Genomic DNA, 13,116 nt, shown 5'->3' with positions numbered 1-13,116 from the left:
TGTGCCGACCGGCCCGGGCCGGAAGCGCTTCCACAGGCTTCCGGCCCGGGCGGGCGAAGGAGCAGGCTTCCGGCCCGGGCGGGCGAAGGAGCAGGGAGGAGAGGGGCTCAGTGGGCCGCCGAACCGCAGCGGTCCGTCGGCCGCGGGTGCCCCCCGGGCTCGGGCCGGGCCAGCCACCGCGCGACGGTGAGCGCGATCGGCTGGCCGGTGTCCACCTCGACGAAACCGAACTGCCCCGACTGGTTGCACTCCAGGAACCACCACGTCCCGTCGGCGTCCTCCGCGAAGTCGAAGGCGCCGTAGGCCAGTTCCGCCTCGCGCAGATACGTGCGCACGGAGTCGGCCAGGCGCGGCGGGACCTCCGCCGGGCGCCACGGCGCGGCGGACGGCGCGAAGCGCACGTCCACCACGTCGGAGTCGCCGTCGTCCGGGGTCTCCTTGCGGGCGGCCAGCAGCCGGTCGCCGACCGCCGTCAGCCGGATGTCCGCCCGCTTGGCCACCCGCCGTTGCAGCAGGGTCGGACCGTAGGCGACGGCGGCGAAGTCGGTGCCCGGCGGCACCCGGGTGGTGGGCACCGCCCGGGGCGGGTCCTGCGGATGCGCCCCGGAGACCGGCTTGACCACCAGGTCCGGGTAGCGCTCCGCGAAGTCCCGCGCCGCCTGCGGGAACGTGGTGATCAGCGTGGCCGGCACCGGCAGGCCGCTGCGCTGGGCCAGTCTCAGCTGCCAGGGCTTGTGCCGGGCCCGGCGGGCCGCGTCCGGATGGTTCATCCAGCGCGCCCCGCCGCCGCGGAGCATCCCGTACAGCGCCTGCGAGGCCTCCTCGGTGAGCCACGCGGACGGCTCGGGGGCCCGGGCCGCCGCCGTACCCGGCCGGCGGACCCAGACGGACCGCAGCGCGTCCAGGCTCACCAGCCGCCCCGCGGACGACACATGGCCCCGGAAGCCGCCGTGCACGTACTCCGCGGAGAGCGCGACGGTCTGGGTGAGGTCGGCGGGGTCGAGCCGCACGACGGGGACGCCCGCGGCGTTCAGGTGGACGACCACCATGTCCGCCGTGACGTCCTCTTCACAGGTCAGGATGAGCACGGTCATCGTGTCGGCCCGTGATCAGTCGTCGAAGTGCGTCTTGGAACCCGCCGTCGAGGTCGTCGTCCCGAGTTCCCTCAGCAGCGCGTGGTCGCGGGCGGCGACCCGGCCGTCTAGGAACACGTTCAACTGAAGTCCTGGGTCGTAGGCGTACGGAGTGGCGAACTCCAACTCCGCCGCGGGGCGTGCGTAGTCGAGCGCGAACGGTTGCATCGTCTCTCCCTCGTCGGTACTGCCTCGATCAAGCGGTGCCGCTGTGCGACGTCACTCGGGCCCGCTGTGTGGTGCGACCTTCGGCCCGTCACCCGGACCTTCAGTCACTTATACGAATCGAACGGGTGAATGGTTTCCTTACTCTCCGTGTTCGACACGGCTGTGGGGCGCGGCGCGGGGAGCTGAGCAGGGAGGATGGGCCTCGGGCGGGGCGAAAACTCGTCACCGGGGGGTCAGTCGGCGATTTCGGCGCGGTCGGGGGTGCGGCGCAGGGAGCGCAGGGCGAGCAGCAGGACACCGATGTCATCGAGGTACACCGGGTCGGGGATCACATCGGTCGGGAGGACGAAGTACGCGACGGCGCCCCAGAAGACCCAGCGCGGTCCGGTCGGCAGACCCGCCCGCCGCAGCCCTCTCCGGGCCCGGACCAGCCGGACCAGCACGACGGCGGCCACGGCGAACAGCGCCGCCGCCAGCACCACCGCGACGGCGATGAGCGTGGTCGTCGCATCCACGGGCCCTCCCTGTGCGCGGTCCGCCGCGCGGTGTGCGGTGGTTCCCCCGGTCATCGATTTCCCCGTTTTCGATTCCCGAATGCCCCCTTTCCGACGGCAATATCTCGCCGTTCCACACGACTGCCACGCCCGAGCGGCGCAACGTACCGGCGTACCCGGTAATGGCAGGGTTCCCTCGCACGTCGCTCCGAGGGGGGCGCAGGAGTTGTACCGGACCGGCGTGCGGGGGCATTTCAGGCGCCGGTCCGGTGCCGCCGGGGCCGACGGCCGCCCGGCCCGGTGGCGGGACGCGCTCACCGGCCGCACGTGCTCACCGGCCGGACGCCGACAGCGCCGCCAGCACCCGGTCGGGCGTCAGGGGCAGTTCGCGCAGCCGGACCCCGGTGGCGTGGTGCACGGCGTTGCCGACGGCGGCCGGGGACCCCACGATGCCGATCTCGCCGATCCCCTTGCCGCCCAGGGGGTTGAGGTGCGGGTCGTCCTCCTCCACCCAGTGGGCCTCGATGTCCGGCACGTCCGCGTGCACGGGCACGTGGTACGACGCCAGGTCGGACTCGGTGAAGTCGCCGAAGGCGGCGTCCAGGGTGCTGCCCTCGCTGAGGGCCATGCCCAGTCCCATGGTCATGCCGCCGACGAACTGGGAACGTGCGGTCCTGGCGTTCAGGATGCGCCCCGCGGCGAACACCCCCAGCAGGCGCCGCACCCGCACCTCGCCCGTCACCGTGTCGACGGCGACCTCCGCGAAGTGCGCCCCGAACGCGTGCCGCGCGTACGGGCTCTCGGCGTCGGCCCGGCCCGCCGTGTCGGCGTGCACGACCAGGCCCTGTTCGGGCACCGGGCCGGGGAACCCGGTCAGGCGTTCCGCGAGGCGGGAGCAGGCCTCGTGGACCGGCCAGCCCCAGGAGGCGGTGCCGGAGGAGCCGCCGGCCAGTGACGCCGCCGGCAGGTCGCTGCTGCCCACCCGGATCCGGACCCGTTCCGGCGGGACGTCGAGCGCGTCCGCGGCGATCTGCGCCAGCACCGTCCGGGCCCCGGTGCCGATGTCCGTGGCGTTGGTCTCGACGAGGAAGCTCCCGTCGGGCAGGGCCCGGGCCGCCGCGGTCGACGGCAGCACCAGCACCGGGTAGGTGGCGGCGGCCACGCCCGTGCCGATCAGCAGCGCCCCCTCGCGGCGGGCGCGCGGGCGTGGATCCCGCCCCTCCCAGCCGAACCGGCGCGCGCCCTCGCGCAGGCACTCCACGAGGTGCCGGCTGCTGAACGGCCTGCCGGTGTCCGGCTCGTCCCGCGGCTCGTTGCGGATCCGCAGCTCGACGGGGTCCATACCCAGCTCGACGGCGAGTTCGTCCACGGCCGACTCCAGGGCGTACATGCCCGGGCACTCCCCGGGCGCCCGCATCCAGGACGGCGTGGGCACGTCCAGCGGCACCACCCGGTGCACCGTGCGGCTGTGCGGCACGGCGTACATGACCCGCGCGGGGACCGCCGCCTGCTCCACGAACTCCTTCACCCGGGAGGTGTGCGTGGTGACCTCGTGGACGAGGGACGCCAGCCGGCCGTCGGTGTCCGCGCCGAGGCGGATCCGGTGCAGGGTGGGCGCCCGGTGTCCGACGGCCGCGGGCAGGAAACGGCGGGGCAGCGCCACCGTGACCGGACGTCCGGTGTGCCGCGCGGCCATCACCGCGAGGACCACGTCCGGCCGGGGCGTGCCCTTGGACCCGAAACCGCCGCCGACGTACTCGGCGACGACCGAGACCTGCTCCTCCTCCAGCCCGAACATCCCTGCGAGCAGGGCCCGGACGACCGTGGTGCCCTGGCTGGAGGTGTGCACCGTCAGATGCTCGCCGTCCCAGTGCGCGGTGCTGGCGTGCGGCTCCATGGGGTGGTTGTGCAGGGGCGGCACCCGGTAACCGGCGTCGACCCGCACGGCCGCGTCCGCCCACGCGCCCTCCGGGTCGCCGTGTTCCCGGACGGCCGGGTAACCGCCGTTGGCCTCCTCGGGCACGTAGGCCGCCGGGTGCGCGGCGGACAGGGTGACGTCGTGCGGCTCCTCGGCGTAGGAGACGCGGACGGCGGCGGCGCCGGCCCGGGCCGCCTCCGGGCCGTCGGCCACCACGAGGGCGACGAACCAGCCCCGGTGCGGGACCCCGGGGCCCTGGAGCAGGGCCAGGGTGGCGTCGCCCGGATCGGCCAGGCGCGGCGCGTTCTCGTGGGTGAGGACGCAGACGACGCCGGGCATCCCGGACGCCTCGGACACGTCGACGCCCGTCACCCGTCCGCGCGCGACCGTGGCCGGCACGGGGCGGGCGAACAGCCGCCCCGGCAGGGGGAACTCGGCGGCGTACCGGGCGGTGCCGGTGACCTTCTCCGGTCCGTCCCGCCGCTCGACGGGCGCACCCACGGCGGCGGCCGTCATGACTCCTCCCGGGGGTGCGCGAGCCGTGTCAGGACGTCGACGGCCAGGTTGCGGGCGAGGGGCACCTTGTAGGCGTTGTCGCGCAGCGGCCGGGCGGCGGACAGTTCGAGGCCGACGGCGTGCTCGAACGAGGCCGCGGTCGGCGCCGCGCCGCGCAGCGCCTCCTCCGCCCGCCCGGCCCGCCAGGGCCGGTGCGCCAGCGCCCCGAAAGCGAGCCCGACCTGCGCGACCACACCGTCCGCCACCTCCAGCACCGCGGCGACGGAGGCCAGCGCGAAGGCGTACGAAGCCCGGTCGCGGGCCTTGCGGTACGCCGACGGCAGCCCGGCCGTGGCGGCCGGCAGCAGCACGCCGGTGACCAGTTCCCCGGGTTCGGCCACGGCGTCCCGTTCCGGGTGCTCGCCGGGCAGCCGGTGGAACTCCGCGGCGGGCACCCGGCGCACGCCCGCCAGACCGTACAGCTCGACCTGCGCGTCCAGCGCGGCCAGGGCCACGGCCAGGTCCGACGGATGCGTGGCGATGCACCGCTCCGAGTGTCCGAGCACCGCGTGGTCGCGGTGCACGCCGTCGCGGGCGCCGCAGCCACTGCCGGGCTTGCGCTTGTTGCACGGCTTGGAGACGTCCTGGAAGTACGGGCAGCGCGTGCGCTGGAGCAGGTTGCCGCCGGTGGTGGCGGCGTTGCGCAGCTGCCCCGAGGCTCCCGCGAGCAGCGCCTGCGACAGCACCGGGTAGCGGTCACGGACCAGCGGATGCGCCGCCAGGTCGCTGTTGCGGGTCAGGGCCCCGACCCGCAGCGAGCCGTCCGGCAGCTCCGTCACCCGGTCCAGCGGGAGCCTGGTGACGTCGATGAGGGCGGTGGGCTCCTCCACGCCGAGCTTCATCAGGTCGACGAGGTTGGTGCCGCCGCCCAGGTAGCGCGCGCCGGGGTGGGAGGCGTAGGCGTCGGCGGCCTCGGCGAGGCTGCCGGCCCGCACGTAGGCGAAGGGCTTCACCGGACCACGTCCTCGACCGCGTCGACGATACGGGGGTAGGCGCCGCACCGGCAGAGGTTGCCGCTGAGCCGCTCACGGATCTCCTCCCGGCTCAGCGCCACCGGCCCCGAGGACGCCCGGACGTCCGTGACGTGCGAGGGATGGCCCGCCTCCGCCTCTGCGATCGCGCCGACCGCGGAACAGAGCTGGCCCGGCGTGCAGTACCCGCACTGGAACGCGTCCCGCTCCAGGAACGCCCGCTGGAGCGGGTGCGGCGCCTCACCGTCGCCGGACAGCCCCTCGACGGTCGTCACGTCGCAGCCGTCCAGGGACACCGCGAGCAGCAGACAGCTGTTGACGCGCCGGCCGTCGACGAGCACCGTGCACGCGCCGCACTGACCGTGGTCGCAGCCCTTCTTGGCGCCGGTGAGGTCCAGGTCCTCGCGCAGGACGTCCAGCAGGACCCGCCGGTGGTCGACGGAGAGGGTGTGCGGCTTGCCGTTGACCCGCAGCCTCGTGTCGGAGCGGTGGGGAGGCGACGCGGCGGTGCCGCCCGCGGAGCCGTGCTCGCTGCCCATGGGATGGATCCCTTCCGGAAGATCCGTCATGCCGTGGGCACCGCGTATCCAGTCCGCGCCGCGCCACACGTACCGGCACGGAAAGAGACGGAAGGGGCGGAGGACGCTGCGCGAGGGGCACGGAACGGCCCGCATGTCCGCTAGGCAGCGCCGCCCCGCGTCCCGCCGCCCGGCGTCCCGCCGTCCTGTCCGGAGCCGGCCTTCTCCGCGCCGGCGATCTCCGCACCGTCCCTTTCCGTGACGTCCTCGTCCGGGACCGTCTCCGGGCCGTTCCGGTCCGGCTCGCGGGAGCCGCCCGCGGTCGGCAGGGCGGGCCGCAGGCCCTTCGCCGTCTCCCGCAGCCGCTCCAGGGTCCGGCCCAGCTGCTGGAACGGGGAGCCGCCGACGGGCTTCGGCTGCGGCTGCGGGCGTTCGCCCAGTTCGGCCGCCTCGCGGTAGGCGGCCAGCGCCTCGTGGGCCTGCTCGGCGGCCTCCCGGTAGAGGTCCCGGGACTGGGTCATCGCCTCGAGCGCCTCCTTGTACATCGCCACCAGGGAGCGCTCGCGGGCCAGCTCCTCCTCCAGGGTCAGCAGCAGCCACTGCTCGCGCAGCGCGGTGAGCGCCGCCTCGCCGCCCTCCGGCAGCGGCTTGGGCAGCACGGCGAACCGGGTCACCGCGTCCAGCAGCTCGGTGGGGTGCGAACCGTCCAGGAACACGCTGCGCACCGAGAAGGATCCCGCCTCGTACGCCTCCGGAGCGGGCGATCCGGGCAGCACCAGGGCACCGCCGCGCGGCAGCTCCACGGCGAGGTCCCGCAGCGCCCAGTTCACCGTGCGCAGCTGGTGCGGTGCGGCGCGGTGCTCCACCACGCGGTGGTGCAGGCCGGCGGGCAGCAGCGGGACCAGCGACCGGCGGCCCCGCTCGTCGGGCGTCATGGCCTCGTGGACGACCACGTGAACGGTCCAGGTGTCCCGGCAGGCGTCGCGCAGGGTGCGCCGCAGTTCCTTGTCGTCCGCCGGGAGCGGGTTGATGTCCAGGTACCGCTGCCCGGTGACCGTCTCGTGGCCCCACGGGGCGTCCGCGTCCGCGGCCCAGGGCCAGAACATGGCGGCGGGCGACGGGCCGCGCAGGTCCCACGGCCGCTCCGCCTCCGCGACGAGCGTCCACTCCTGCCCGCGCCCCGACCACTCCGCGAGGGTCAGCCGGGCACGCACGGTCACGTCGTCGGGCAGCAGCCACCGGGCCTCGAAGGCGAGCTCGCCGTCGACGGTGTCCTCCTCGGGAACTTCCAGGAAGTCCTGGATCGTCGCGTCGTCCTTGAGTGACCGGAGGTGCTTGCGCAGGACGTCCGGCGCGGTCGGCCCGGTGTGCCGGCCGCGGGCCAGCCACACGGTGGAGGGAGTCGTGGGCGGGGCGGGCGGGGAGGTGAGCATGGGTCCATTCGGGAGAGCGGGGACGACGGGGGAGTAGTCAGTATCGTCGTCGCGGCGGGTGGGTGATCAAGCGGGGTCGGGTGCGGACCGGGTCGCGTAGCGCCTTCCCACCTGCGGGACGGGCCACGCGCGCCGGTGCGGCCACTTGGGGGCACGGACGGCGCGACCGGCAGCGCCACCGGGGGCGCGCCCGATGTATCCGGCGCTCGAAGGACGCACCGCACTGGTGACCGGTTCCGCCCAGGGCCTCGGTGCGGCATCGCCGTCGGCCCGGCCCCGTCCCGGGCCGTCGACGGGCGTCGGCGGTGCCTGGGGAAGGGCGTCGAGGAGCCGCGCGGCCGGGGGCCCGAGGGTCGGCTCGTGGCGGTCCACGACCGACGGCACCCTGCGGGCCGACGGCGGACACGTCGGCTCGTGTCGCTGAAACGGTCCGGACGCTGCCGCCGCACACGGGGTGTGCACGGTTCACCCGGGCCGCCCCCCACGCACGCGTGGTCCGGGCCGGTCACGGCCCGGACAATCGATCCGGTGGACAGGGCTCGCCCGCCATCCGCGTCGGGGCGGGCCCTGTTCCCGCCCCCGGTCGTGCCCCGGTCTTCCCCGGTCGTGCCCCGGTCTTCCCCGGTCGTGCCCCGGTGTCGCGGCTGCCCCGAGCCCACGGCTCTCACCTCCGGGCACGACCGGAGGGCCTGGGGGACGATCGCGGCCTCCGTGGCGAGCCGCCGTACCTCCTCCGCGGCCCGCCGGGCCCGTACGGCTCTGCCCGCCCCGGAGCGCTTCGGGGCGGGCAGAGCCCAGCGGCCCGGATCCGGGGGCCGGGCCCGGGTGGGGGCGCTGCCCGGGCGGGTGGCCGCGGTCAGCCGGCCAGGCCCAGGCGGTCGCGCAGCCGGTCGAGGAGCCGTCGGCCCGCGGGGCCGCCGAACCACGCGGTGTGGTCGGTGAAATAGGCGTACGCCAGAGCGGTGTTGGTCTCCGATCGCGTCACGCCCCGGAAGTAGTCCATCTCCGAGAGCGCGTACTCCGCGTTGACCAGGGGCAGCAGGGCCGGCAGCGCGGCGCGTTCGACGGCCGTCAGGGGACGCACGGCGGTGTAGCCGTCGAGCAGGGCGTCCAGGTGCGTGAGGTGGACCCGGACCTCCCCGGACGGCAGGTCCAGCCACTGCACGATGTTGCGTTCCAGCGCCACGGCCAGGTCGTGGACGGCGGTGGTGCGGTCGCTGAGGCCCAGGTCGAGGACGGTCGACACGGTCGCCGGGGAACGCGTGGCGTCCCACAGGAGGTTGGAGGCGTGCCAGTCGTTGTGCGTCCACAACGGCTCCAGCGCGCCCAGGTGGGGCGCCAGTTCACGGTGGTACGGCAGGTGCAGCCGCTCCAGGTCGTCACGCCAGGGCCGGCCGGTGAGGGCGTCGGCGAGCGCGGGGCGGGCGTCGACGTAGCGGTGCAGGGCCGTCACCGGGTCGCGGTCGGCGAACACGGTGAAGGAGCTCACCAGCGGCTGCACCCGGCGGCGCGGCGCGTCGAAGCCGACGGCGGCCAGGTGCAGCCGGGCCAGTGCCGCCCCGGCCTGCCGCGCGTGCCCGGCGGACGTGAACGGCGACCAGGACAGGGCGTCCCGGTACAGGTCGGTGCCGGTGCCGGCGGTGTGCACCTCGTACACCCACTCGCCGCGGCCGGCGGCGGACACGACGTCCACCACCGGGGCCCCGTTGGCGCGCAGGTGGCGCAGGAAGGCGTGCTCCTCGGCGAGGCCGTCCAGGGTGCGCACGCTGACGTGGTGGCGCTTGACGAACAGGGGGCGTCCGGCGTCCACGAGCGCGGCGGCGGACAGGGGCCGGGGGCTGCGCCACAGCACCCGGGCGGGACGTCCCAGGACATCGGCGACCTCCCGTTCGGTCAGCGGCTCCCAGTCGGGGCGCACCGGCTCGTGGCCCAGGCCGTGGGCCAGCAGGGTGCTCACGCGGAGGACTCCTCGTACTCGGGGGCGGGAGGGCGGCCGCCGCCGTCGGGGGCCGCGCCGACGGGCGCCGTGCGGCGTTGCAGGGCGGCGAGGACGCGCTGTTCCACGGCCGCCAGGGCGGGTTCGGTGAGGCCGGTGTGTCCGCGGGGTCCGCCGCGCGGGATCTCGATGCGTTCGACGACGGTCGCGGGGCGCGGGGAGAGGACGTGCACGGTGTCCGCGAGCAGGACCGCCTCGCGGATGTCGTGGGTGACCAGCACGACCGTCCAGCGGTAGCGCTGCCACATCCGGGCGAGCCACAGCTGCATGTCGGCGCGGGTCAGCGAGTCCAGCGCGCCGAACGGCTCGTCGAGCAGCAGCACCGGCCGGCCCGGCACGACCGTGCGCAGCAGCGCCGCGCGTTGCCGCATGCCGCCGCTGAGCTGGGCGGGGTAGGCCCGCTGGAAGCCGTCCAGGCCGAACGCCTCGAAGAGCTCGTCGGCCCGCCGCCGGGCCTCCTTGCGGCGCACGCCCTCCGCCTCCAGGCCGAGCGCGGTGTTGTCCAGGACGGTCCGCCAGGGGAAGAGGAGGTCCTTCTGGGGCATGTGGGCGACCTGGCGGGAGCGGGGGCCGGTCGGTTCGCCGTCGACGAGGACCGTGCCACCGGTGGGCCGCTCCAGGCCGGAGACGAGGTCGAACAGGGTCGACTTGCCGCTGCCGCTGGGGCCGATGACGGCGGCGAACTCACCGGGGCGGACCGTGAGGTGCAGGTCGCGCAGCACCTCCAGGGTGCCGAAGGACTTGCCGACGCCGCGCACCTCCAGTCCGCCGCGGTGCGGGGGCGCGGGGTCCACGGTGCTCATGACGGATCCTCGTTCCGGAGAATGCGCTGCCACGGCAGCAGCAGGCGTTCGAGCAGGTAGGTCGCCGCGAACAGGGCGATGCTGAGCGCGGCGGTCACCGTGACGGCCGCCAGCACCAGATCGGTGCGGAACGCGCTCTTCTGGGCCTGCATGTAGATGCCGAGCCCGCTCTCGGCGCCCGCGTACTCCGCGAAGACCGCGCCGACGACCGCGTAGGTGATGCTGACCCGCAGTCCGGCGAAGAAGTACGGCATGGCGCTGGGCACCCGCAGGAGCCGGAAGGTGCGCAGGCGGCCGGCGCCCAGCGAGCGCAGCAGTCGCATCGCCTCACGGTCGGCGGAGGCGAATCCGGCGGCGAGGTTGGCCGCCAGCGGGAAGAAGGTGGCCAGGGTGACGACGAGCATCTTCGGCAGCAGTCCGAAGCCGAACCAGATGATCAGCAGGGGGGCGACGGCGACGATCGGGATGGTCTGGGAGGCGACCAGCAGCGGGTACAGGCCGCGGCGGGCCGCGGTGGAGAAGTCCAGCAGCACCGCCACCGCCCAGGCCAGGGCGAACGACAGGGCGAAACCGGCGGCGGTCTCCTGGAGCGTGGGCACGGTGTTGGCCCACAGGTCCGCCCGGTTCTCCCAGCCCTGGGCGAGGACCCGGCCGGGGCTGGGCAGGACCGTGGGGTCCATGGCCGTGACCGTGGTGTAGGTCTGCCAGCCGGCGACGAGGACGGCGAGGACCAGCAGGGGCGGCCAGACGGTGGCGAGGACGGCCGCGGCTCGGCCGCGCACGCGGCGCGTGGCCGGCGGTGCGGCGCGGTGGAGCGCCGCCGCGGGGTCGGCTGCCGTCGCGGCCGCCCGGCCGGTGGAGCCGGTCGAGGCGGCCGAGCCGGTGGAGGCGGTGGAGCTGGTCGAGGCGGCCGAGTCGGTGGAGGCGGTGGAGCTGGTCGAGGCGGCCGAGTCGGTGGAGGCGGTGGAGCCGGTGGAGGCGGTGGAGGCGGCGGACGGGGCCGTGGGGGCGTCCATCACTGCTCCGGCAGGTAGTCGTCGGTGAAGAAGGCGGAGGCGTCGGGCGCCTCGGTCAGCTTCTTGCCGTTCGCGTCGGTGAGCAGGCCCGCCTGGAACTCGAAGTCGGCGAAGTCCTGCCAGCGCTCGGCGGACTGGCCGCCGAGGGTGCCGTCGGCGGCCCGGTAGTAGTCGTCGGCGAGCAGCTGGGCGCTCTCGTGCACCAGCTCGGTGTTGGTCAGCTCGCTCTTGTTCGCCTTGATCAGCAGGTCGGCGGCCTTCTCGGGGTGGGCGGCGGCGTAGGCGTAGCCCTTGTACAGGGCGGCGACGACCTTCTTCGCGGTGCCGGTGTTCTTCTTCAGATAGGCGTCGGACGACGCGATCAGCGTGGAGTAGATCTCCGGGAAGCCGTAGTCGGAGAGGGCGAAGTTCTTCAGAGGCTTGCCGGTGAGCTCGGCCTCCAGCCCTTCCCAGGTGGGCATCGGCATGGCGAAGTCGGCCTGGCCGGCGTAGAGGGCCGCGTAGGCGGAGGTGTTGAGCGCGACCGAGGTGAACTCGCCCTTGCCGCCCGCGTTGCGGATGACCTTCTGGAGCAGGGGCTTCTCGTAGGCGGCGCCGAAGCCGGCGTACGTCTTGCCGTCGAGGTCCTTGGGGGTGCGGATGTCGTCGCGGTCCGCGGAGACCGCGATGGTGACGTCGGTCTTCTGGGTGACCGCGTACACCGACGTGATGTCCTGGCCGGCGGCTCGGGCGACGGTGATGCCCTCCTGGTAGGAGATGCCGAAGTCCGCCTTGTGGGAGGCGATGAGGGTGTTGGGGTCGGTGGAGCCGTAGGGGAGGATCTTCAGGTCGATGCCCGCGTCCTCGAACCAGCCCAGTTCCTGGGCGACGTAGATGCCGGTGTGGTTGGTGTTCGGCGTCCAGTCCAGGGCCAGGGTGACCGTGGTGGCGGACGGGTCGGAGGCGGTCGCCTCGGTGCCGGCGGAGCAGGCGGTCACCGCGAACAGGAGGGCGGCGGCCGCGGCGGGCAGGACGGTGCGGCGGAGCGGGGAACGGCGGGTCATGGCGGGGGCTCTCTTCGTGCGGGCACGGCGGTGATCGGTACGGGGTGCGGTACGGGGTGCGGTACGGCGGCCGTGCGACAGAGCGCGCTGCACGTGCGTTTGAGGTCGACCGGTACCCGCCGGGTCAGGCGGGGCCTCACGCGGCGACCGCCGGGGCGAGCGGCAGGAGCCGGTTGGTGTACGACGCCTGCCAGCCCTCGGGGGAGGGGAGGGCGCCGTGGGCCGCGAGCCACCGTGCGTAGGGTCCGGTGCGGTCGGCGTCCACGACGCCCCAGTGGCCCTGTGCGTCGGTCCACGTGGGGGCGACGAGGGCGAGGGAGCGGGCGATCAGCGGTTGCGGGAAGTAGGGGATGACGCGTTCGAGGAGGGCGAGGGTGCGTGCCTGGTCCTCGGCGGCGGCGCGGTACCCGCGGGCGGTCGCCGCGAGGAACGCGCCGACCAGGACGGGGTTGGCGTCGACGAGTTCCTCGTGGGCGCCGAGGAGGTAGCTGTGGTAGCGGGGGGCGCCGATCTCGTCGACCGGCCAGGTGATCCGGCGTGCGTCGGGCAGGTCGCCGCGCAGGGCGTCCCAGGACCAGTAGTTGCCGAAGGTGGCGTCCGCGCGGCCGGCTTCGATGTCGTCCACCGTCAGTTCCCGGAAGCCCGCGTCGACGGTGACGAAGGAGTCCGGGTCGCCGCCGTCGGCGGCTATCAGGTGGCGGATCATGGCCCGGCCGCGCGGGGTCGGGTTGAAGGCGATGCGCCGGCCGGCGAGGTCGCGGGGACGCACGATGTCCCTGCCGGTGACGGTCTGGACGGCCTCCAGTCCGCGGTGGTTGACCGCGGCGACGCCGATCAGGCGTTCACCGCGGGCCCGGCGTGCCAGCAGGCGGTTGGGCGGGAACACACCGAAGTCGACGCGACGGCGGGTGAGGTACTCCAGTGTGTCGCCGACTCCGGGGTCCTGTACGACCAGCTCCACGTCGAGGCCGGCGTCGCGGTACCAGCCGCGGTCGCGGGCGGTGTAGAAGCCGGCCGCGTTGGGCCAGGGGTGGAAGTAGTCGAGCATGACGCGGGTCTGGGACACGG

Annotated in this window: 12 protein-coding genes; all 12 read right to left on the bottom strand. The window is 74.7% G+C overall.

Features of this window, described 5'->3' with window-relative positions:
* Positions 1 to 107: 107 nt before the first annotated feature.
* Entirely contained in the window at positions 108 to 1,094 is a 987-nt protein-coding gene (gene tgmB / locus ACIP67_RS35240; protein ID WP_401697356.1) for an ATP-grasp ribosomal peptide maturase, read from the bottom strand.
* 15 nt (positions 1,095 to 1,109) lie between these two features.
* Positions 1,110 to 1,301, bottom strand: coding sequence for a putative ATP-grasp-modified RiPP (gene tgmA, locus ACIP67_RS35235; protein ID WP_401697355.1), 192 nt, complete (start codon positions 1,299 to 1,301; stop codon positions 1,110 to 1,112).
* A 233-nt stretch (positions 1,302 to 1,534) separates the two neighbouring features.
* On the bottom strand, positions 1,535 to 1,816 hold the full coding sequence (locus ACIP67_RS35230; RefSeq protein WP_401697354.1) for a DUF1232 domain-containing protein: 282 nt from the start codon (positions 1,814 to 1,816) through the stop codon (positions 1,535 to 1,537).
* A gap of 310 nt (positions 1,817 to 2,126) precedes the next feature.
* Complete coding sequence (locus tag ACIP67_RS35225) at positions 2,127 to 4,229, bottom strand: xanthine dehydrogenase family protein molybdopterin-binding subunit (RefSeq protein WP_401697353.1); 2,103 nt, start codon at positions 4,227 to 4,229, stop codon at positions 2,127 to 2,129.
* Positions 4,226 to 5,221: an FAD binding domain-containing protein gene (locus ACIP67_RS35220; protein ID WP_401697351.1), complete on the bottom strand. Its 996-nt coding sequence runs from the start codon at positions 5,219 to 5,221 to the stop codon at positions 4,226 to 4,228. Before ACIP67_RS35220 ends, ACIP67_RS35225 begins: the two co-directional genes overlap by 4 nt.
* Complete coding sequence (locus ACIP67_RS35215) at positions 5,218 to 5,778, bottom strand: (2Fe-2S)-binding protein (protein ID WP_401697350.1); 561 nt, start codon at positions 5,776 to 5,778, stop codon at positions 5,218 to 5,220. The genes ACIP67_RS35220 and ACIP67_RS35215 overlap by 4 nt, the downstream gene beginning before the upstream one ends.
* Before the next feature lie 140 nt (positions 5,779 to 5,918).
* Complete coding sequence (locus ACIP67_RS35210) at positions 5,919 to 7,190, bottom strand: hypothetical protein (RefSeq protein ID WP_401697349.1); 1,272 nt, start codon at positions 7,188 to 7,190, stop codon at positions 5,919 to 5,921.
* Positions 7,191 to 8,046: 856 nt separating this feature from the next.
* Positions 8,047 to 9,147 (bottom strand): phosphotransferase enzyme family protein, encoded by a 1,101-nt coding sequence (locus ACIP67_RS35205; RefSeq protein WP_401697348.1) that lies wholly within the window; start codon positions 9,145 to 9,147, stop codon positions 8,047 to 8,049.
* Positions 9,144 to 9,989, bottom strand: a complete 846-nt coding sequence (locus tag ACIP67_RS35200) for an ABC transporter ATP-binding protein (protein ID WP_401697346.1) — start codon at positions 9,987 to 9,989, stop codon at positions 9,144 to 9,146. Before ACIP67_RS35200 ends, ACIP67_RS35205 begins: the two co-directional genes overlap by 4 nt.
* The gene (locus ACIP67_RS35195) at positions 9,986 to 11,005 is read right to left on the bottom strand and encodes an ABC transporter permease (RefSeq protein ID WP_401697344.1); all 1,020 of its coding nucleotides are present in this window, start codon (positions 11,003 to 11,005) and stop codon (positions 9,986 to 9,988) included. Before ACIP67_RS35195 ends, ACIP67_RS35200 begins: the two co-directional genes overlap by 4 nt.
* Positions 11,005 to 12,048, bottom strand: coding sequence for an ABC transporter substrate-binding protein (locus tag ACIP67_RS35190; RefSeq protein WP_401697342.1), 1,044 nt, complete (start codon positions 12,046 to 12,048; stop codon positions 11,005 to 11,007). Before ACIP67_RS35190 ends, ACIP67_RS35195 begins: the two co-directional genes overlap by 1 nt.
* 136 nt (positions 12,049 to 12,184) lie before the next feature.
* Positions 12,185 to 13,114, bottom strand: coding sequence for an ABC transporter substrate-binding protein (locus tag ACIP67_RS35185; RefSeq protein ID WP_401697340.1), 930 nt, complete (start codon positions 13,112 to 13,114; stop codon positions 12,185 to 12,187).
* Between the last annotated feature and the right edge of the window lie 2 nt (positions 13,115 to 13,116).

It is taken from the genome of Streptomyces sp. NPDC088812 (assembly GCF_044750285.1).
In the GTDB taxonomy this organism is placed as follows: domain Bacteria; phylum Actinomycetota; class Actinomycetes; order Streptomycetales; family Streptomycetaceae; genus Streptomyces.
The sequence above is the reverse complement of the archived record's forward strand: the minus strand, read 5'-3'. Positions and strand labels throughout refer to the sequence as shown.

Bases quoted from the DNA above. Each gene is read 5' to 3' on its own strand.
- tgmB (WP_401697356.1), bottom strand. From the start codon at position 1,094: ATGACCGTGCTCATCCTGACCTGTGAAGAGGACGTCACGGCGGACATG.
- tgmA (WP_401697355.1), bottom strand. From the start codon at position 1,301: ATGCAACCGTTCGCGCTCGACTACGCACGCCCCGCGGCGGAGTTGGAG.
- ACIP67_RS35225 (WP_401697353.1), bottom strand. From the start codon at position 4,229: ATGACGGCCGCCGCCGTGGGTGCGCCCGTCGAGCGGCGGGACGGACCG.
- ACIP67_RS35215 (WP_401697350.1), bottom strand. From the start codon at position 5,778: ATGGGCAGCGAGCACGGCTCCGCGGGCGGCACCGCCGCGTCGCCTCCC.
- ACIP67_RS35210 (WP_401697349.1), bottom strand. From the start codon at position 7,190: ATGCTCACCTCCCCGCCCGCCCCGCCCACGACTCCCTCCACCGTGTGG.
- ACIP67_RS35200 (WP_401697346.1), bottom strand. From the start codon at position 9,989: ATGAGCACCGTGGACCCCGCGCCCCCGCACCGCGGCGGACTGGAGGTG.
- ACIP67_RS35195 (WP_401697344.1), bottom strand. From the start codon at position 11,005: ATGGACGCCCCCACGGCCCCGTCCGCCGCCTCCACCGCCTCCACCGGC.
- ACIP67_RS35190 (WP_401697342.1), bottom strand. From the start codon at position 12,048: ATGACCCGCCGTTCCCCGCTCCGCCGCACCGTCCTGCCCGCCGCGGCC.